General features: G+C 40.7%; 16 protein-coding genes. 6 read left to right on the forward strand and 10 right to left on the reverse strand.

Annotated features, from left to right (window positions below):
• Window positions 1-200 (reverse strand): hypothetical protein (locus BMY80_RS08000; RefSeq protein ID WP_218140343.1); only part of this gene is annotated, 200 nt, incomplete at its 3' end.
• 309 nt (window positions 201-509) lie between these two features.
• Here BMY80_RS08000 and BMY80_RS08005 point away from each other — a divergent pair.
• The 3 genes from BMY80_RS08005 (at window position 510) to menA (ending at window position 5,958) form a co-directional block, all read left to right on the forward strand.
• Window positions 510-2,564 (forward strand): M3 family metallopeptidase, encoded by a 2,055-nt coding sequence (locus BMY80_RS08005; RefSeq protein WP_031578485.1) that lies wholly within the window; start codon window positions 510-512, stop codon window positions 2,562-2,564.
• 315 nt (window positions 2,565-2,879) lie between these two features.
• Window positions 2,880-4,967 (forward strand): exoribonuclease II, encoded by a 2,088-nt coding sequence (locus tag BMY80_RS08010; RefSeq protein ID WP_031578486.1) that lies wholly within the window; start codon window positions 2,880-2,882, stop codon window positions 4,965-4,967.
• A 76-nt stretch (window positions 4,968-5,043) separates the two neighbouring features.
• Window positions 5,044-5,958, forward strand: coding sequence for a 1,4-dihydroxy-2-naphthoate octaprenyltransferase (gene menA, locus BMY80_RS08015; RefSeq protein WP_093142627.1), 915 nt, complete (start codon window positions 5,044-5,046; stop codon window positions 5,956-5,958).
• A gap of 71 nt (window positions 5,959-6,029) precedes the next feature.
• On the opposite strand, the gene epsC is transcribed toward menA, so the two are convergent.
• From epsC to BMY80_RS08060, 9 genes are all read right to left on the reverse strand, one after another.
• Window positions 6,030-7,004, reverse strand: a complete 975-nt coding sequence (gene epsC / locus BMY80_RS08020; protein WP_093142629.1) for a serine O-acetyltransferase EpsC — start codon at window positions 7,002-7,004, stop codon at window positions 6,030-6,032.
• Between the two features lie 122 nt (window positions 7,005-7,126).
• Window positions 7,127-8,815, reverse strand: a complete 1,689-nt coding sequence (locus BMY80_RS08025) for a cysteine desulfurase (protein WP_084155375.1) — start codon at window positions 8,813-8,815, stop codon at window positions 7,127-7,129.
• The gene (locus tag BMY80_RS08030) at window positions 8,802-9,758 is read right to left on the reverse strand and encodes a family 2A encapsulin nanocompartment shell protein (protein WP_031578490.1); all 957 of its coding nucleotides are present in this window, start codon (window positions 9,756-9,758) and stop codon (window positions 8,802-8,804) included. The genes BMY80_RS08025 and BMY80_RS08030 overlap by 14 nt, the downstream gene beginning before the upstream one ends.
• A 59-nt stretch (window positions 9,759-9,817) precedes the next feature.
• Window positions 9,818-11,323: a molybdopterin-synthase adenylyltransferase MoeB gene (gene moeB, locus BMY80_RS08035; RefSeq protein WP_093142632.1), complete on the reverse strand. Its 1,506-nt coding sequence runs from the start codon at window positions 11,321-11,323 to the stop codon at window positions 9,818-9,820.
• A gap of 350 nt (window positions 11,324-11,673) precedes the next feature.
• Entirely contained in the window at window positions 11,674-12,090 is a 417-nt protein-coding gene (locus BMY80_RS08040; RefSeq protein ID WP_093142634.1) for a M67 family metallopeptidase, read from the reverse strand.
• Window positions 12,091-12,246: 156 nt separating this feature from the next.
• On the reverse strand, window positions 12,247-13,056 hold the full coding sequence (locus BMY80_RS08045; RefSeq protein ID WP_093142637.1) for a HesA/MoeB/ThiF family protein: 810 nt from the start codon (window positions 13,054-13,056) through the stop codon (window positions 12,247-12,249).
• Window positions 13,047-13,262: a sulfur carrier protein ThiS gene (gene thiS / locus BMY80_RS08050; RefSeq protein ID WP_198020400.1), complete on the reverse strand. Its 216-nt coding sequence runs from the start codon at window positions 13,260-13,262 to the stop codon at window positions 13,047-13,049. Before thiS ends, BMY80_RS08045 begins: the two co-directional genes overlap by 10 nt.
• 77 nt (window positions 13,263-13,339) lie before the next feature.
• A complete protein-coding gene (locus BMY80_RS08055; RefSeq protein ID WP_031578495.1) occupies window positions 13,340-13,585 on the reverse strand; it encodes a sulfurtransferase TusA family protein in 246 nt (81 codons plus the stop codon).
• A gap of 89 nt (window positions 13,586-13,674) precedes the next feature.
• Window positions 13,675-14,928, reverse strand: a complete 1,254-nt coding sequence (locus tag BMY80_RS08060; protein WP_031578496.1) for an O-acetylhomoserine aminocarboxypropyltransferase/cysteine synthase family protein — start codon at window positions 14,926-14,928, stop codon at window positions 13,675-13,677.
• A gap of 479 nt (window positions 14,929-15,407) precedes the next feature.
• Here BMY80_RS08060 and BMY80_RS08065 point away from each other — a divergent pair, with 479 nt between their 5' ends.
• The 3 genes from BMY80_RS08065 to BMY80_RS08075 all read left to right on the forward strand — a co-directional run bounded on the left by BMY80_RS08065 (window position 15,408) and on the right by BMY80_RS08075 (window position 18,560).
• Window positions 15,408-15,698 (forward strand): DUF406 family protein, encoded by a 291-nt coding sequence (locus tag BMY80_RS08065; RefSeq protein WP_177178538.1) that lies wholly within the window; start codon window positions 15,408-15,410, stop codon window positions 15,696-15,698.
• 59 nt (window positions 15,699-15,757) lie between these two features.
• Entirely contained in the window at window positions 15,758-17,317 is a 1,560-nt protein-coding gene (locus BMY80_RS08070; RefSeq protein WP_093142642.1) for an MltF family protein, read from the forward strand.
• A gap of 139 nt (window positions 17,318-17,456) precedes the next feature.
• Window positions 17,457-18,560 (forward strand): polyamine ABC transporter substrate-binding protein, encoded by a 1,104-nt coding sequence (locus tag BMY80_RS08075; RefSeq protein WP_084155377.1) that lies wholly within the window; start codon window positions 17,457-17,459, stop codon window positions 18,558-18,560.
• The last annotated feature ends 72 nt before the right edge of the window (window positions 18,561-18,632 follow it).

The raw sequence follows: 18,632 nt of genomic DNA on the forward strand, positions 1-18,632 counted from the left end.
TCGTAACCACATACAATATCGATGTCTTTTCTCTGTGATTTCAGATTGTTGATATACTTTTCGGTGTTTTTTATTAAGTCTTCTTTAAACTGCACCTGACCGAATATCTTATCCTCGGTCATGCCGTAACCCGGTTCAAAAGAGCACAAAGTAAAGTTAGAAGAGTGGACATCCATTCCAATATATATTATCTTATTCATAACGACCTTCATTTAATGTTTGCGGTAAATCCGTATCTGTTTACAAACATCTACAGTTTACACGGTAAATCCACGTTTTTACATTCTTTCGTGGAGGTCGTTTCATATTGTCTGTTATGTGGAAGCTTTAGTCAGGGACTCGGAAAAATGCTTTAAGTTCCGAATATAGACCAAACAGCAGTTTCCCTCGATTAAAAGCCATATAAAAATTTGATAAATAACAGCATGACATGATGTTAAAGCATGAGTGGGGGAAGTTTTTTGATATAATCAGCTTGAGATAAATTAATATTGGTATACGAGGAATTTATGGCAAATCCATTATTGAATATGAAGCTGTTACCGGACTTCGACAAAATAAATGTTTCAGATATCCGTCCGGCAATAAGACAGCTGATTGACAAATGCAGAGATACGGTGATTTACATTACCGATATCAATTCCGATGAAGAAAACGAGCCTACCTGGGATAGTCTGGTGAAACCTATTGAAGAATCTCTGGATCAGCTGTCAAGAGCGTGGGGAGTGGTAGGTCATTTAAATGGTGTGGTAAACAGTGATGAGTTACGTCAGGCTCATGATGAACTTTTACCTGAAGTATCTGAGTTTTATACATGGCTCGGACAGAATGAGGATTTGTATCACGCATATCTCAGACTTAAGAATTCTGATTCATTTTCTCTGCTGAGCGGAGCACAGCAGAAAGCAATAGAAGAGGAACTGAAGGATTTTGAATTATGCGGTATTTCTCTTCCTGAAGATGAAAAAGTTCTTTTCGGCGAAATAGAAGCCAAATTGTCAGAACTTTCCTCAAAATTCAGCAACAATGTGCTTGATGCGACCAATTCATACATAAAGCACATAACTGATGAAAAGGAACTGAGCGGTCTTCCTGAAAGTGCCAAGGCTTTAGCCAGACAGGAGGCTGAAAACCGAAATCTTGATGGTTATGTGCTGACTCTTCAGTATCCTTCATACATTCCTGTAATGCAGTATGCCGATCACCGTGCCCTGCGTGAGGAGATGTACCGTGCCTACGTTACCAGAGCCTCAGAACTCGGGCCTACAGCAGGTAAATATGATAATACCGATATTATTGAAGAGGAACTTGCTTTAGCTGACAAACAGGCCGAACTTTTAGGTTATCCGTCAGCAGCACATCTGTCACTTGCTAAGAAAATGGCAAAGTCTCCTGAAGAAGTTATGAATTTTCTGTACAGCCTTGTAGATCATTCAAAGGAACAGGGTAAAAGGGAAATACAGGAAATCCGTGATTATGCCAAAAAGCTTGGTGTTATATATGAGCTGGAACCATGGGATATAAGCTACTTCAGTGAAAAGTTAAAGCAGGAGAGATATTCCATAACTGATGAACAGATTCGTCCTTATTTCCCTCTGACCAAGGTTGTAAACGGGCTATTCTCCCTTGTTTATCGCATTTTCGGTGTAGAAGTGAGACCTCATTTCGGTGTTGCCGTATGGCACCCGGACGTCGTTTATCATGATATTTACCGTAACGGTGAGCTGATTGGCGGCTTCTACATGGATCTCTATGCTAGAAAAAACAAGAGAGGCGGAGCGTGGATGAATGACTGTGCCGATCGCCGTTATAGAGCAGATGGTACTCTGCAGCTTCCTATTGCCTATATTGTCGCTAATTTCATGCCTCCGATAGGCGATAAACCGGCCCTTCTCAATCATGATGAGGTTGAGACTCTGTTCCATGAATTCGGACATGCTCTGCATCATATGCTGACAACCGTTGATATCGGTCAGGTGTCAGGTATTAACAGAGTTCCTTGGGATGCGGTAGAACTTCCTAGTCAGTTTATGGAAAACTTTACCTGGCAACCTGAAGTTCTGAACATGATCTCGGGGCATGTTGATACTCATGAACCTCTGCCTCAGAATCTTCTGGATAAGCTGATTGCTTCAAAGAATTACCATTCCGCCATGGCTATGCTGAGACAGCTTGAATTCTCTATTTATGATTTCAGAAGCTATCTGGAATATAAGATAGGTAAGCCGGCTCAGGAACTTATAGAGGAAGTGAGAAAGGATGTTTGCGTGATACCTGTTGCTGATTTCAATCGTTTCCAGAACAGTTTTACACACATATTTGCAGGCGGATATTCAGCAGGGTATTACAGCTACAAATGGGCGGAAGTATTGTCAGCAGATGCTTTCAGCCGCTTTGAGGAGGAAGGGATTCTGAATCCTAAAGTAGGTAATGACTTCGTGAGAACTATTTTAAGTAACGGCGGTTCAAAGGACTTTATGGATCTCTTTATCAGTTTCAGAGGTCGCAAACCTTCAGTTGAACCTTTATTGAGACACTCCGGAATTACAAATTCAAAGTCTTGATTACTTAGTAGTACCATACATTAAAGAATGAAATAACCATATCCATGATATGGTTATTTTTATTTTAATACGTTAATAGAAGAAATATTCAATCAGAATAGTCGATAATTGTTTGTAGGTTCAATAGGAAATAAAAATCTTCGGCCTATCATAAAGTTAGATAACTGTTTTCCGAAATATGATAAAATTATACCCTCTGAAAGACAAAAAAATAAAGAATATTATCAGTCGTGGGATAACTACCGACGAGATAGCTGATGTCAAGTATTTGATATTCAGAACACGATATCTTCAATTAATGAATAGGTTTGGTACATGCTATTAAAAGACAATCCAATATTGATGCAACTGAAGCAGAAAAGCATTGATGAAAAAAAATCACGTGGCGAATACGTTGAAGAAGATACCGCCAAAGTAAAAGTCCGCTCAGAAAATAAAGAACACAGAGAGCACAGAATACGACAGAATATCCAAAAAGTTAAGATATCTGCCGACGCCAATTCGACAATGGAACAGGGGGTTGTTAAGGCTAATGACCGAGGCTTCGGTTTTCTAGAAAGTGAATCCCGTGAAAGTTTCTTTATACCTCCTAAGGAAATGAAAAACCTTATGCACGGAGATAAAATCAGTGGTTACGTGGTATACCAGGGTGAGAAATCAAGAGTTGAAAGAATAACTCTGATAGAACCTTTCCTGTCAAGATTCGTTGCCAGAGTTGCTTACGTGAATGGTAAGCTTACTGTAGTGCCTGATCATCCCTGCATCAATTTTAACATCAATGCCGTAAACCATGTCCCTGACGGGGTAACACTGCGTGAGGGAGACTGGGTTATTGCGGTTTTAACAAAGCATGCCTTATCTGAAGGAAACAGAAACGGTCATATGGCTGAAGTAATTGAGTTTATAGTACATGCCAATGATGAACAGACTCCTTGGTGGGTTGTTCTCCGCGGGCTTGATTTGCCAAAGAGTGCCCCTGAAGATCTGCCTTCATACGAATACAAAGATGAATCGTTACCTAGAGTTGACCTGACTGATAAGCCTTTTGTGACCATTGACTCTGCAAAGACTCAGGATATGGATGACGCTCTGTATATTGAATCTTTACAGAATGGTGGCTGGTGCCTGTGGGTAGCCATAGCCGATCCTACCGGATATATTCATGAAGATGATGAGCTCGACAGTTATGCCGCCAGAAGAGCTTTTTCAATATATCTTCCTGGGCGTGACATTCCAATGCTTACCAGAACATTGAGTGATGATCTGTGTTCATTGAGAGAAAATGAAGAACGATTTGCTCTGGTTGGTAAATTCAATATCAGTGCAGACGGCAGCTGCGATCAGAAAATCGACTTCATGATGGCGACAATCAAATCACACGGAAAACTGGTATACGATGAAGTTTCTGACCTGCTTGAAGGAAAAGAGACCTCATTCAGTCCTTCACCTGTTATCCGGGAACAGATCGATATGCTTAGGGATTTCAGCAGAGTCAGATACAATTATCGTAAGACCAATGCCTGTGTATTCAAAGATAAACCTGAATATGAGTTCGTTCTGAATGAAAACGGCGGTCTGAAAGAAATCAAAGTTGTTCACAAGAGGGTGGCAAACGGAATTGTTGAAGAAGCAATGATTCTTGCCAATACCTGTGCAGGAAGATTTCTGGCTGAGCACTTCAACGCCGGTATTTTTAATACCCACAGCGGTCTTGATCATGAAAAGATTGCCGATGTTAATGAGGTTCTGGAAGAGAACGGTTACCCAATAGACGACATTGAACAGATTGAAACCATGACAGGTTACTGCAAACTGAAGAGATGGCTTTACGATTCTGAATCAGCATATCTTGATGCCAGAATTCACAAGTGCACGGCTTTTGCTGAGATGTCTCCTGTTCCTGGTCCTCATTTCGGTATGGGACTTGATTATTATGCGACCTGGACCTCTCCAATCAGAAAGTATGGGGACATGATTAACCATCGTCTGATTAAGTCTGCCATTACCAATACTGAGAAGCCTCGTATCCCGAGTGATGAGGTTATTGAGAGCATGAATCTTTCAAAAAAGAGCAATCGTGCTGCAGAGCGTCAGGTAAAGGATTGGCTCTATATGGATTATCTGAAGCCTCATATTAACAAAACTGTTTTCGAAGCTGAGGTAATGGATGTATCAAGAGGTGGTATTAAGGCAATGCTGCTGGATAACGGTGCCAGAGTGTTTGTTCCGACCAGCATGATCTGTAATGACAAAAAGCGCATTGAAGGAAACAATAGTCTTGGAGTAGTAATTCTTGACGGAGAGAAGAAGGTAATCCGTCTGGGACAGAAAGTTCAGGTACGAATTGTGGAAATCAATGAAAGTCGCGCCATTATAGGTGAACTGATACCAAGAATTTCGTAATACAGAAATCATTTAATGAGAACTTAAGACCGGATATGGTGGATAACTGTATCCGGTCTGTTGCAAGGTTAAGAAAATGAATATAAAAAAGTGGGTAGTTGCGGCAAGACTCAGAACATTACCGTTATCACTTTCAGCTGTTCTTGCAGGATGCTTTATGGGGGTATCAAAGAGCGGTATTTCCGCAATGTCGCTGATTCTCTTTATTCTGATTGTAATGACAGCCGTACTGCTTCAGATTTTATCCAATTTTGCCAATGATTACGGTGATGCCGTATCAGGAGTTGATTCTGATAACAGAATAGGACCGAGAAGGGCGCTTCAGAATGGGGATATGACCATGTCTGAAATGAAAAAGGGGATTGTCGCAGTAACGGTAATGGCCTTGATAACGGGAACGGCCTCCCTGTTCCTGGCTTTTGGAACAGACTATGTGAACATTGCAGTATTTGTACTGCTGGGAGCTCTTTCCGTAATAGCAGCAATTACTTATACAGTTGGACTGGTGTATGGCTACAAAGGCCTTGGTGACATTTCCGTTTTTATATTTTTCGGACTTGTGGCGGTAATGGGTAGCAGCTTTATGCTCTCTGGAAATATTTCGATGGAAAGTATTCTATGGGGGATTACTGCCGGATTTATGGCTACTCTTGTTTTAAACGTTAATAATCTGCGTGATTATGAAAGTGACAGAGTAAACGGTAAGCGTTCGCTTGTTGTCATGATGGGGCTTAAAGGGGGGAAGATTTATCATGCTTTGCTCATTTTAAGTGCCTTGATTTCTGCGCTGATCTGTCTGATTTATCATTTCAGTGACGGTTCCATGACCGGACTGTCTGCATGGATTTCACTTATTCCTATAGCCATTGCTTCCGTGTACTGCATTCATCCTGAGCATACCGGCAGAGAGCTTGATCCAATGCTGAAAAAAACATCTATTGCTGCGGCACTGGCAAATTTAGTCTGTGGTGCTGTTCTGGCGTGGTGTTAGCCTATGGATAAAGAAACCTCGTTATTGCTTTATAGCGGATAACGAGGTTTTTTGAAATTTATACAGTGACATTAGATTGTGTAATACCAACACTCTTCTGTGGGGCTTTTTTTGTTTTCCTGTTTTAATTCAGAAATTGTAAGTTCCTGATTCTTAGCGCATACTCTGGTGTATGGAGGAATAGATTTGGTTATGAATGTATTTCCGCCGATTACGGAGTGGTGTCCGATAACAGTGTTTCCTCCAAGTATTGAGGCATTGGAGTATATGGTTACGTTGTCTTCGATAGTCGGATGACGTTTGGCTGTTCTAAGTTTTTCAACATTATGGGTTGACACTGCTCCAAGGGTAACTCCCTGATAGATTTTTACATTGTTCCCTATGATTGTTGATTGACCTATAACAACACCCGTGCCGTGATCGATGAAGAAGAACCTGCCAATTTCTGCTCCGGGATGAATATCTATGCCTGTTTTACTGTGAGCATATTCGCTCATGCATCTTGGAATCAAAGGCACTCCGGCTTTATACAGTTCATGAGCCAGTCTGTATATGGTGATGGCATAGACCACCGGATAGGTTACGATTATTTCTCCAACGTTGAATGCTGCCGGATCTCCCTGCATTGCCGCATCGATATCATCATTAATTTTTGAGCGTATTTCAGGTATCTTCTCAAGAAAATGAAGAGCTATGTTATATGATTTTTCCTGAATAAGCTCCGGACTTATTCCGTGATTGTTTTCGTCTTCATTTAAGGCAATTGCAATCTGACGGCTAAGATGATACAGGATATTTTCAAGTAGAAGCGATACAGAGGTGCCAAGATTATATATCTTATAATCATTGGTTTTATAGTATCCTGGATAGATAATGCTTATTAAGTCCAGGATGCAGTCAAATATAACATTTCGATCCAGCAGATTAAAAACATCTCCGGTCGTATCCACATGTCTCTTGTGGGAATAATCATTTACGATTTCTGTTGCAATATTGAGGATGTTTTCCTCAATAGTCAGTATTTTGTGGGTAACTAAGGCTGTCATATTAAATCCCTCCGTAAGTCCTTTTTACGAATGATTTACAGATTAAAATTAATCCAAAAGTGGCAAAAAACGGCCATTGTAGAAAAATTCCGGCAATGACCGTTGTTTCCTGTCATCCAGTGTTATCTGATGGCGTATAAAGTTTTAACCAGATAATCTATTTCTTCAGGAGTATTGTAGAGTCCTAATACTGGTCTTACTGTCCCTTCGTAGCCTAAGTGTCTGAGCACTGGCTGAGCACAGTGATGACCGGCACGAACGGCAATACCATAACTGTTCAGGTAACTACCGACCTCTGAAATAGAATGTCCGTCAAGTACAAACGATAAAACGCCTGATTTGTTCAGCGGACGACCTACAAGAGTGAGTCCTTTAACTTTAGACAGTTCTTTCACGGCATATGTGGTGAGTTCATGTTCATAACGTGCCACTTCATGCATACCAATACCTGATAGGTAATCAAGAGCCGCTCCAAGTCCGACGGCATCGGCAATACTGCCTGTACCTGCTTCAAACTTGTTTGGTGCCTGATTGTAGATGGTGCGTTCGAAGGTTACGTCTCGAATCATATTGCCACCGCCGTGATATGGCTGAGCTTCTTCCCATAATTCCTTGCGTCCGTATACTGCACCGATACCGTTAGGACCATAAACCTTGTGTCCTGAGAACACAAAGAAGTCAGCTCCTGAGGCTGATACATTTACAGGCAGATGAGCAATGGACTGAGCTCCGTCAATCATGATAGGAACACTGTGAGAGTGAGCAATCTGAACCAGTTCTTCAACCGGAGTGATTGTTCCCAAAGTATTTGACACCTGAGTTACAGACACAAAGCGTGTTCTTGGAGTAAACAGGGATGCGTATGCCTTCAGGTCTAAATCTCCTGATGCATTGATAGGTATAACCTTTATAACCGCACCTGTAGCCTGAGCAACCAGCTGCCATGGTACTATGTTCGCATGATGTTCCAGAATAGATACGATAATTTCGTCACCTGGTCTGAGCAACGGACGGACATATGATTGGGCAACCAGATTAATGCCTTCAGTGGTTCCTCTTACCCAAACAATGTTATCTTTTGACGGTGCCCCTATGAAGTCGGCAACAGTCTGTCTGGCGTTTTCATATGCGTCAGTAGATCTTGCAGCCAGTTCATGAGCCGCACGATGAACATTGGAGTTCTCATGACGATAGTAATGATCTATTCTGCTGATTACAGCTTCCGGTCTCTGAGTGGTAGCTCCGTTATCAAACCAAACCAACTGATGTCCGTTAACTCTTTCTTCAAGAATAGGGAAATCATTTCGGATTGATTCAATACTTCTGCCGCCTACAGTAACACCTGATTTGTTTGTTAAAAAGCTGGTAGAAGAATGATTTGAATCATTGTTGCGGACTGAATGATAGTCGTCTGCCTGTGCGGCAGAAACAACTACAGGAGAATAACCGCTACTTTCTTCTACCAGAAACTTTGATTCATTATTTGCACGATTTAATTCATTACCTGGCACATAAGGGGTTCCTGCTGACAAAGATGCGTTGATAGCTTCGTCAATAACCCTGTCTGCGAGACTTTGATAATCATTTTGCGATGAATCGATATCTGTTGGGACATTCGCAGATGCAAGCAGAGTTTCAGCATCACCCTGCAGTGCACCGGAAGCGTCCGTTATGTTGTAATTGCCACGGGCGGCTTCTTCAGCCTGGTGAATACGCTGAGCACATCTTTCAGACGGAATGTCCGTGATGAGCTTCAGAATATCCTCCTCGCTTGGAAAACCGAACCCGAGCGGGTTGTTATTCGTAGTCATGGTATTCACCTACTTCCACATCTTCAAGAACGGCAATGGCATCATCAGCAAGAATAGCTGCAGAGCAGTAGATAGAAAGTAAGTAAGAGGCAACACCCTTATCATCAATACCACGGAAACGAACAGAAAGACCACGAGCGTTTTCGTGTTTTAAACCCTGCTGGAACAAACCGATTACACCACGCTTTGCTTCGCCGGTTCTGATTAACAGAATGTTGGTCTTGCCACTCTGGCTCTTAGGTTCCTTTAAGCCGTCAACAAGAAGCTTGTTTGAAGGAACGATAGGGATACCTCTCCAGGTAAGGAAGGTGCCGCCGTTAATATTTACGGTTGCAGGTGGCACGCCACGCTTGGTGCATTCTCTGCCAAAAGCTGCGATGGCGCGAGGATGAGCTAAGAAGAATGAAGGTTCCTTCCACACCTTGCTGATTAATTCATCGAAATCATCAGGAGTTGGAGCACCTGAACTGCTTCTAGGCTGAATTCTCTGGCTGTCAGCAACATTCTTTAATAAACCGTAGTCATCGTTGTTGATTAACTGGCTTTCCTGACGTTCACGTAAGCTTTCAATAGCCAGGGCAAGCTGTTCTCTTGTCTGGTCATATGGACTGCTGAAAAGATCATCAGCTGTGGTGTTAACATTAAGAATGGTTGAAATAGAGTTGAGCTGGTATTCTCTAGGCTGAAGCTCATAATCGATAAAGCCCTGAGGAATGATGTCACTCTTCTTGGTCTGGCTGCATAAAACATCCAGTGGAGTAGCGCCTTCAACAACTTTGTTTACTCTGAATACACCGTTGTTGATACCCTTGAATTCGAGAAGGGATGGGAGCCATCTAGGAGTAATTGAACCGAATTGTGGTCTGGTCTTTGTTACATCCGCTAGGTTACGAGCAGCTTCAAGCGATAAAGCATTAAGAGGATTGTTGGTAGTATCTGTCATTTCAAAAATCTCCAAATGAATATAAGGAAAAGAAATTAAACTTTATAATTAAATAATGTTTAATACACGGCCATACTGGTATCAATGGTTCTAGCCCATTCGTTGATACCATTTATAAGGTTGAAGCATTTACCCTTGTATCCTGCTTCTTTCAGAGTATTTATGGCAAGAATACTCCGTTTACCTTCCTTACATATAAAAACAGTGTCGTTTTCAGAATTCAGTTCGTTCTGTCTTCTTGCCAGCTGTCCTATAGGAATTACTACGGCTCCAGGAAATTTAACAATTGCTCTTTCATGCGGTTCTCTCACATCAACCAGATTGATCTTGTCTCCTCTATCCAGTCTTGCTTTCAGATCTTTTGCAGCAATTCCTGTAACCTGTTCTTCTTCCTTTTCATGTGTAACCAGACCGCAGAGTTCCTGATAGTCAACTTCCTGCACATCCGTTATTGTCGGGTTGTCACCGCAAATAGGACATGCATGATCTTTAGGAATATCCAAAACCGTGAATTTCCAATGCCATGCGTCGATCACCAGAAGTTTTCCGATGAGAGCATCACCGGTGCCGACAATGAGTTTTATTACTTCTGCCGCCTGACAGCTGCCGATAATACCCACCAGAACTCCCAAAATGCCACCTAATGAGCAGGTAGGTACTAATCCTGCGGGAGGAGGTGATGGATAAACACAACGATAGCAAGGACCATTATTAGGATCAAAAACCGTAACCTGTCCCTCAAACTGAAGTACAGCACCAAACACATCCGGTTTTCCTGCCAGTACGCAGGCATCACTTATCAGGTATCTCGATACATAGTTATCGGTTGCATCGGCAACAATGTCATAATCCTTAATAATCTCCAGAATGTTTTCTGAAGTCAGCTGTGTCTGATGAATGTTTACTTTAACTTTAGGATTAATTGCTCTTATGCTGTCTCGAGCTGATGCTACCTTAGGTCTTCCGATATCACGTGTACCGTGAATTACCTGTCTCTGAAGATTGGTAGCATCAACTTCATCAAAATCAGCCAGACCGATAGTTCCGACTCCTGCAGCAGCAAGGTACTGTGCCAGAGGTGCACCCAGACCGCCCAGGCCGGCTATCAGTACTTTGGCTGACTTTAATCTCTTCTGACCTTTTACTCCTATTTCTTTAAGCAGCAGATGACGGCTGTATCTGAGAATTTCATCGTTGTCGAGAGATACGCCATCAATTGTTTTGATTACTGGTTCCCTTTTTTCAGTCGGTGTTTCTTTGTGTATTCCCGGATTGTCATCGTTAACTCCTGAACCACCGGCTATTGACGGTACAAGATAAATTTGATCTCCTTCCTTTAGAGATGTTTCAAGACCGTTTAACTGTTTAATGTTTGTTGAATTTACGAAGAAATTAAGAAACGGACGAACATTGCCGTTGTCATCTTCGATAATTTTTTTGGCATCAGGAAACTGAGATAACAGGTCTTCCAAAATTTCTTTTACGTTGCTGCCATCAAGTTGAATTTCAGTTTGTTTTCCAATGTAATTACGCAGAGTTGTGGGAATTATCAGAGTTATTGACATGAAAAATTCTCCTTATCAGTTCATATCTTTAATTCGTAGTCTGCTGCTACTGTTTAGTTGTTTTGCTATCGTTTACTTATGGTATTTTGTTGTTGTAGTTGTGAAATAATTTGTTTTGATTTATTATCATACCGAAACGATGTGAAATATATGATATGTATTAAATCATACTTTGTCAATAGGATAAGTAGATTTTTTTATATTGTCTAATACGAGGTCGTTAATTCAGACATAAATGCTAAAACAGCAGAAATTTCAAAATAGAAATTTTATGAATGGAACAACTAGAAAACAGAGAAGAAAAACGGGGGAAACCGATGATTTCTTCTCTGTGAAATTAGGTCGGACTGTTAGTTCGTAATTTTTAATTCTTCCTTATCAGAAGTTCCGTTAACAATCTTAAAAGAGTTAAGTACAGGATTGTCGCGATCCTGCAGGGATAGAATCATGTAAGAAGCACCGGGATCATATGCAAGACGTTTATCCTCTTCTGAAGGTCTTGAAGGTGATTCAGGATGAGAATGCCAGTTTCCCAATGGTGATATTTTATTGTTTCTCATGTCCTTAATTGCTTCCAAATGCTCTTTAGGATCAATTGAAAAGTGTTCATTGGAGTGATCAATATTTGTGAGCAGATAAACTTTTTTAATTATTTTATTTCCCTGCTCGTCAATAGTTCCTGCTATTAAACCACAGGCTTCATTGGGCAATTCTTTCTGAGCATGATTAAGAATACTTTGGTAATCATTTTTGGTCAGAGTAATCATTGTTATCTCCTTGATAGCTGTGTTTTTTTTATTAAAAAGGATATATTTTACTGAAGAAATCTGATTTATTTGAAATGCTGTATCCAGCTGATACAAATCAATACGGAACTCTATGAAAAAACAATTCCGTACTGAATGTATCCTGATGTGAAGGTGTTAAAGTTTAAGTTCACAGGTAGGCTGTTCGTAATCAACCAGCTCAGTTATGGTCGGGTTGTTCCCGCAAACCGCACACTTGCCGTTGCACGGAGGCAGCTTAACCTTGTGGAAATCCTGATTGATTCCGTTATAGGTGAGCAGAGCTCCGGTAAGAAGTTTACCTGTTCCGGTAATGAACTTAACAGCTTCCATAGCCTGTAGACTGCCGATAACACCAGCCATTGCACCGATAACACCGGCCTGCTTGCAGGTAGGAATAGCATCTTTAGGAGGCATTTCCTTGAATACGCATCTGTAGCAAGGTCCCTGTCCCGGAACGTAGGTCATCAACTGTCCGTTAAATCTCAGAATACCTGCATGAGAGAATGGTTTCTTTTCCATTACACAGGCATCATTGATTAGGAATTTTGCAGCAAAGTTATCGGTTCCGTCGAGAACGAAGTCGTATTCTCTGATAATTTCTCTGATATTTGAAGAGTCGAGAAATTCTTTATATGTAACCACTTTAACGTCAGGATTAATGGCGTTGATGGATTCCTTTACTGAATCAACCTTATATTTACCGATGTCTGCTGTTGTATGGGCAATCTGTCTCTGAAGGTTTGATAGATCGACTACGTCAGCGTCAGCAATTCCTATTGTTCCAACACCTGCAGCAGCAAGGTATAGAGCAGATGGACATCCAAGACCGCCGGCGCCAATAATGAGAACCTTGGCCTTGAGAAGTTTGTTCTGTCCCTTAACACCTATTTCCTTCAGAAGAATATGACGAGAATAGCGTTCTATTTGTTCATCGCTTAAAGGCATGCGCCACCTCCCATGAAATAAATGAATTCTACAACGTCACCTTCCTTTAAAACAACAGCGTCTCTTTTTTCTCTTTCAAGAAAATCATCATTAAGTGAAACAGTCACATATTCGGGAGTTTCTACCTGTTTAATTTCAAGTAATTCTCCGACGGTAAGGCCTTCTTTCACTTCAGTTTTTTCACCTGCAACGGTAATCTGCATCATTATCTCCTAATTAATTTTAAAAATTGTTTGTGTTTATCGTCTGGCCAACGATAAAAGTAAATACTCTATGTTTGCAGCTAGTCGCCTACCTTTTTTACATACAAGGTAAAGGTACCATCGTTGTTGTCATCAAGTCTTAAGATCTGATGCCCCTCATCTTTAAGGGATCTTGGTACGTTCTGAACCGGCTCACCATCATTAAGTCTTACTGAAAGAATCTGGCCTTCGTCAAGTTCATCAAGGTATACCTTGGTTTTAACGAAGGTGTGAGGGCATACCCTGTCGGTAACATCAAGTTCAAGATCAGCAGTAATATCACTCATGATTATATTCTCCTTAATAGTTATTGCTGTTGTGCATACAGTCTCTGCTTTCCGGTTTCCGGTTTGATATAGTTTTTGTAGTCCGGTTTTTACTTTGTCTGACTTTCTGCTTCTATGGCCTTTTCATAAGCCTGTTTAAAATCTTCAATAAGATCTTCCACGTCTTCAATGCCGACGCTTATACGTAAAAGATCATCATAAATTCCTGATTGTTCTCTTTCCTGCTGGGTGTTGTGCAGGGCAATGGTTGAGGCAGGATGAATAATAAGAGTTTTGGTATCACCGATATTTGAAATGATGAATACCAGTTTAAGATTATTCATAAGAGCAAAGGCTCTCTGCCAGCTGCCGACGCGTATGGTTAGAATAGCGCCGTAGCCTTTGTTTAAAATTTTGTCCGCTGTTTCGTGACAGGGACAGTCACTGAGACCCGGGTAATTCACAACTACTTCAGGATGATTTTCCTTAAACCATTCTGCAAGTTTTAACGCATTACTGCATGCTTTCTGCATTCTCAATCCAAGGGTTTCAAGTCCAAGAATATTTAGAAATGCATTCTGAGGGGCAAGGCACGCTCCCATGTCTCTGGCAAAGCTGTTTCTCAGCTTTGCTATAAATGCCAGTTTCCCGAAAATAAGGTAATCGTCAAAGCTGCTGTTTTTGAACTGTTTCCAGTCAAAATTGCCACCGTCGGTAATAACTCCGCTGATGGCGGAACCACTGCCATTAATGTATTTTGATGATGAATTGATGACGATATTGGCACCATGTTCAAGAGGATTCAGCAGGTACGGGGTTGCAATGGTGTTGTCCACAACCAAAGGTATCTGATGCTTTCTGGCAATTTGCGCCAGTTCTTCAATGTCTGCGACTTCAAGTCCTGGGTTGGCTATGCTTTCCACGTAAATAAGTCTGGTTTTTTCATTGATTTGCTGTTCAATGCCGTCATAATCGTTTACGGAAGCGAAATGAGTTTTAATGCCCAGAGAAGCGATGTCCTTGAAGAAATAATAGGTACCGCCGTACAGACCATTGCTCGCTACAATTTCATCGCCTGAATTTGTTAAGGTAAAAATCACGTTTGCAATAGCCGCCATACCTGATGCTGTTGCTACAGATGCCAGCCCTTTTTCAATTTTTGTAATTTTGTTTTCAAAAATGGTAACCGTCGGATTGCCGGTGCGGGTGTAGTTATACCCTGGTTTTTTTCTGGCAAAAATTGCAGCCAGTTCTTCGGCGGACTGATGCTGGAAGGCACTGGTCTGATACACCGGAGGCAGAGTGGCTCCCTTGGCTTCTTTCCTGTCTTCACCTGCATGTAGAAGAGCAGTATTAAAATTCATGTTTCTTCCACCTTATTGTTTAGTTGTTTTATCGGTATTTCCGCTTTGTTATGCATTGGATATTTATCTAATAGGATAATTCCTATCTGTTTACTATATTTTATGAATGATCATTAGATATGTCAAATGTAAATTTAATTTTTTACATTATTCTGAATAATCAGTGTAGGGAATATAGAAGATAGAAGAGTATAAGCTGGAGAGATTAGTTTACACGGAAATATACCGAAAAAGAGATATTTGTAGTCGTTTTGTTCTTTTTTAAATTCCATGTATTTATATTAAATGTGATCTTTGTTGATAAAAGATTTTTTTATCATACGTTTTTTTGTAATTTAGGAGTTTATTCGCAAAACTGTTTTTACGATCCCTTAGCTTTATTATTATGATTTCTTTTTATGTTAGTATGATCTTATGTGAATAAACTGATGGTATCAGACAAAGTTTTTCAGATAATAAAAATAAGGAGCCTGACTGAAATGGCAGACGATATTTTAAAAGACTGTGGCAACGAATGTGGCTGCGCAATGGAAATAGGCACCGTCATAAATGATAATGATTGTGTTTTTGAGTGTGAACTGCACGGAGAAAGTGATGTCGTTGACAAGACCTATAATCACTATGTTGAGGAGGCGAAATCAATATGTGAATCAGCAGTGATCACTACCGAGGATCAGGAAAAAGCCGGAGTTCTGACCAAAAAAGTCAGAATTGAGTTTTCATGCACAGCTGAAAACATCATTTTCCAGATGCGGGTTAAACCTGCATAACGTTCTCTGACAGTGAACACGACAGGGATATTTATCTACGTTCTAGAAGATATGCCGGTATGTTTAAATTCACTTTTATGAGATTTCTCATCTGTCTTCTTTTTCTGTTCATCCTGCAGGGTAATGCTTACGGGGTACTGATGGATGAAGGAAAGCCACAGCAAAGACTTGGCGACCTTTCCTTAATGATGGAACAGAAATCATTAAGGGTGATTGTAGCTTATGATCAGGTTGGTTTTTTTATCAATAAAGGCAATCCTGACGGGCTCTATGTTGCCCTTTTTCAAAAATTCAAGAAGTTCCTGTCTGAAAAGTATCCAGAGGCTAAGCATCTTAAATTTTATTTTGTGCCTGTCAGACAGGATGAGGTCGTAAAATATATTTCAGAAGGTTATGGGGATATTGCCGTTGGTCTTCAGGCAACAAATAATCTGAAACGATATGTCGATTTTACAATTCCGGAAAAACTGTGGGTTGAAGAGATCGCCGTTGTTGCAAAGAACCAGCCGCCTATTAAAGAACTCAAAGACTTTTCAAACCGGTACTTTATGGTGAGAAAGAGTTCCAGCTATGCTGAAAGTCTTAAAAACGTTAATGTTTATCTGAAAGCATTGGAACTTCCACCGGCAAAGATTGTGTATGCTGATGAATACCTGACGGATGCCGATTTGGTGGATATGGTGGATAAAGGTGAAATCAAGTCCACCGTAATTAATAATTCTAAGCTTGTGGTGTGGAGGCGCCTGTTTAAGAACGTTACTTTTGCTACAGATATTCCAATTAAAGTTAATTCCACATTAGTCTGGGCGATAAGACACGATTCCCCTGAGCTGTATAAAGCCATAAATCTTTTTTTAAGGGAAAATCGTGACGGTACAAAAGAGGGCACACCTATTTATGACCGTTATATGAGAACTTCACCGGTTTATGAGTCTCATTATGCAAAAAGAAGGGAATGGTTGGGAATAACACCGAAAGATCTTGAAAAATTTATCACCATATTCAAGAAATACGGGGAGAAGTACAATCTTGACTGGAAACTGCTGATGGCTCAGGCATATCAGGAATCAACTCTGAATCAGGCTGTGGTTTCAAGTCGCGGAGCCGTTGGCATTATGCAGGTTTTGCCAAGCACGGCAAGTGAATGGTATATAAATCTCAGCAGTGTTACTGATCTTGACAACAATGTTCATGCAGGTACCAAATACATGCGTTACATGATTGATAATTTCTTCAGTGACGAAGATATCAGTAACAGCGACAGACTTCTTTTCGCACTGGCTTCCTACAACAGCGGACCATCAAGAATTACAAGATACAGGAAGGAAGCTCAGGATGCCGGTCTGAAAGGAAATGTATGGTTTAATAATGTGGAAAAGATTGCTGTTAAGCATAATGCGATAGAAACAGTGAAGTATGTAAAAAATATTTCTCAGTTTTATATTTCTTATACTAAGGCCTACGAGCTGTTGAAGAATAAATCAGATAAACGACGGGGTGGATCCGTCAAAACTCCTGAAAAACAGCAGAAGGCAGAAAGTATGGAAGTTTCAGCTAAGGTGACTGACAAGGTAAAACCAGTACCTGATAACGGTGATTCCAAAGCTGAAAAAAAATAATGTAAAAATGATAAAAATTTGCGAAATTTTAATCAATTTACATTACAATTAACTCGACCGGTTGGATAACCTCCAGTCTTGTAAAATACTCTTCGGAGTGGTTTTTTGTATGAACCTTTTTAATGTAAGGATTTATGAGATGTTTAAAAAAACTTTAGCAGCAGTCGCCGTGGCTGCAGTTAGCGTTATGAGTAGTCTGAATTCAGCAGCTGCTGAAGAAGAAAAGATTCTTAACATCTACAATTGGAGTGACTATATTGATCCGGAAATTATTCCTATGTTTGAAAAGGAAACCGGTATCAAGGTAGTATATGACGTGTTCGACAGCAATGAAGTGCTTGATGCCAAGATTCTTTCTGGAAAAACCGGTTACGACATTGTTGCTCCAGGACTTGATTTTATGGCAAGACAGCAGAAGGCTGGGGTTTATCTTGAACTGGATAAGTCTAAGCTTCCTAATCTGGCCAACATAGATCCGGTACAGTTGAGCTTTATTGCCAAGCTTGATCCTGACAACGCCCATGGTATTCCGTACTTTGTTGGCACTGCAGGTATTGCATACAACAAAAAAATGATTGAGGAACGTCTTGGAAAAGACTTTGACATGAAGACCTGGGATGTTATTTTCAAGCCAGAAATTCTTTCAAAGCTGAAGGATTGCGGTGTAGCTGTTTTAAATGCGCCGACCGAGGTGATTCCTACAGCGCTTAACTATCTTGGGCTGAATCCTAATTCAACCAATCTGGCTGACTATAAGAAGGCTGAAGAACTTCTCATCAAGATGCGTCCGAATGTTACTTATTTCCATTCATCTCAGAATATCAACGATTTGGCCAACGGTGATATCTGCATAACTTTGGGCTGGTCTGGTGATGTGCTTCAGGCTGCCGATAGAGCTGTCGAAGCTCAGAACGGAGTGGAGATTGAATATCTTGTGCCACGTGAAGGTGCTTTAATGTTTTATGACATGTTTGCAATTCCTAAGGATGCAGAACATGTTGAAAACGCGTATAAATTTATGAATTTTATTATGCGTCCTGATATTGCGGCCAAGAACTCTTCATATGTTTCATATGACAATGCAAATAAGGCAGGGGCTCCAATGGTTATTGATAAGGTCAGAAATAATCCGAACATTTTCATTCCTGAAGAACAGTTAAAGAAAATGTGGGTTCCTGAAGTTCACCCTCGCAATATCAATAAGGAAATGACCAAAATTTGGAACCGTGTGAAGGCCAGTTAGTATTTTGGTAGTTTTTTTGAGATTGTCGGTGTCCGGTTTTCACAGGGCACCGAATGTTTACGCAGTGAATTA

It is taken from the genome of Ruminobacter amylophilus, assembly GCF_900115655.1.
In the GTDB taxonomy this organism is placed as follows: Bacteria; Pseudomonadota; Gammaproteobacteria; order Enterobacterales; family Succinivibrionaceae; genus Ruminobacter; species Ruminobacter amylophilus.

Coding starts and splice junctions, on each gene's coding strand:
- BMY80_RS08005 (WP_031578485.1), top strand. CDS start 510: ATGGCAAATCCATTATTGAATATGAAGCTGTTACCGGACTTCGACAAA.
- BMY80_RS08010 (WP_031578486.1), top strand. CDS start 2,880: ATGCTATTAAAAGACAATCCAATATTGATGCAACTGAAGCAGAAAAGC.
- menA (WP_093142627.1), top strand. CDS start 5,044: ATGAATATAAAAAAGTGGGTAGTTGCGGCAAGACTCAGAACATTACCG.
- epsC (WP_093142629.1), bottom strand. CDS start 7,004: ATGACAGCCTTAGTTACCCACAAAATACTGACTATTGAGGAAAACATC.
- BMY80_RS08025 (WP_084155375.1), bottom strand. CDS start 8,815: ATGACTACGAATAACAACCCGCTCGGGTTCGGTTTTCCAAGCGAGGAG.
- BMY80_RS08030 (WP_031578490.1), bottom strand. CDS start 9,758: ATGACAGATACTACCAACAATCCTCTTAATGCTTTATCGCTTGAAGCT.
- moeB (WP_093142632.1), bottom strand. CDS start 11,323: ATGTCAATAACTCTGATAATTCCCACAACTCTGCGTAATTACATTGGA.
- BMY80_RS08040 (WP_093142634.1), bottom strand. CDS start 12,090: ATGATTACTCTGACCAAAAATGATTACCAAAGTATTCTTAATCATGCT.
- BMY80_RS08045 (WP_093142637.1), bottom strand. CDS start 13,056: ATGCCTTTAAGCGATGAACAAATAGAACGCTATTCTCGTCATATTCTT.
- thiS (WP_198020400.1), bottom strand. CDS start 13,262: ATGATGCAGATTACCGTTGCAGGTGAAAAAACTGAAGTGAAAGAAGGC.
- BMY80_RS08055 (WP_031578495.1), bottom strand. CDS start 13,585: ATGAGTGATATTACTGCTGATCTTGAACTTGATGTTACCGACAGGGTA.
- BMY80_RS08060 (WP_031578496.1), bottom strand. CDS start 14,928: ATGAATTTTAATACTGCTCTTCTACATGCAGGTGAAGACAGGAAAGAA.
- BMY80_RS08065 (WP_177178538.1), top strand. CDS start 15,408: ATGGCAGACGATATTTTAAAAGACTGTGGCAACGAATGTGGCTGCGCA.
- BMY80_RS08070 (WP_093142642.1), top strand. CDS start 15,758: ATGTTTAAATTCACTTTTATGAGATTTCTCATCTGTCTTCTTTTTCTG.
- BMY80_RS08075 (WP_084155377.1), top strand. CDS start 17,457: ATGTTTAAAAAAACTTTAGCAGCAGTCGCCGTGGCTGCAGTTAGCGTT.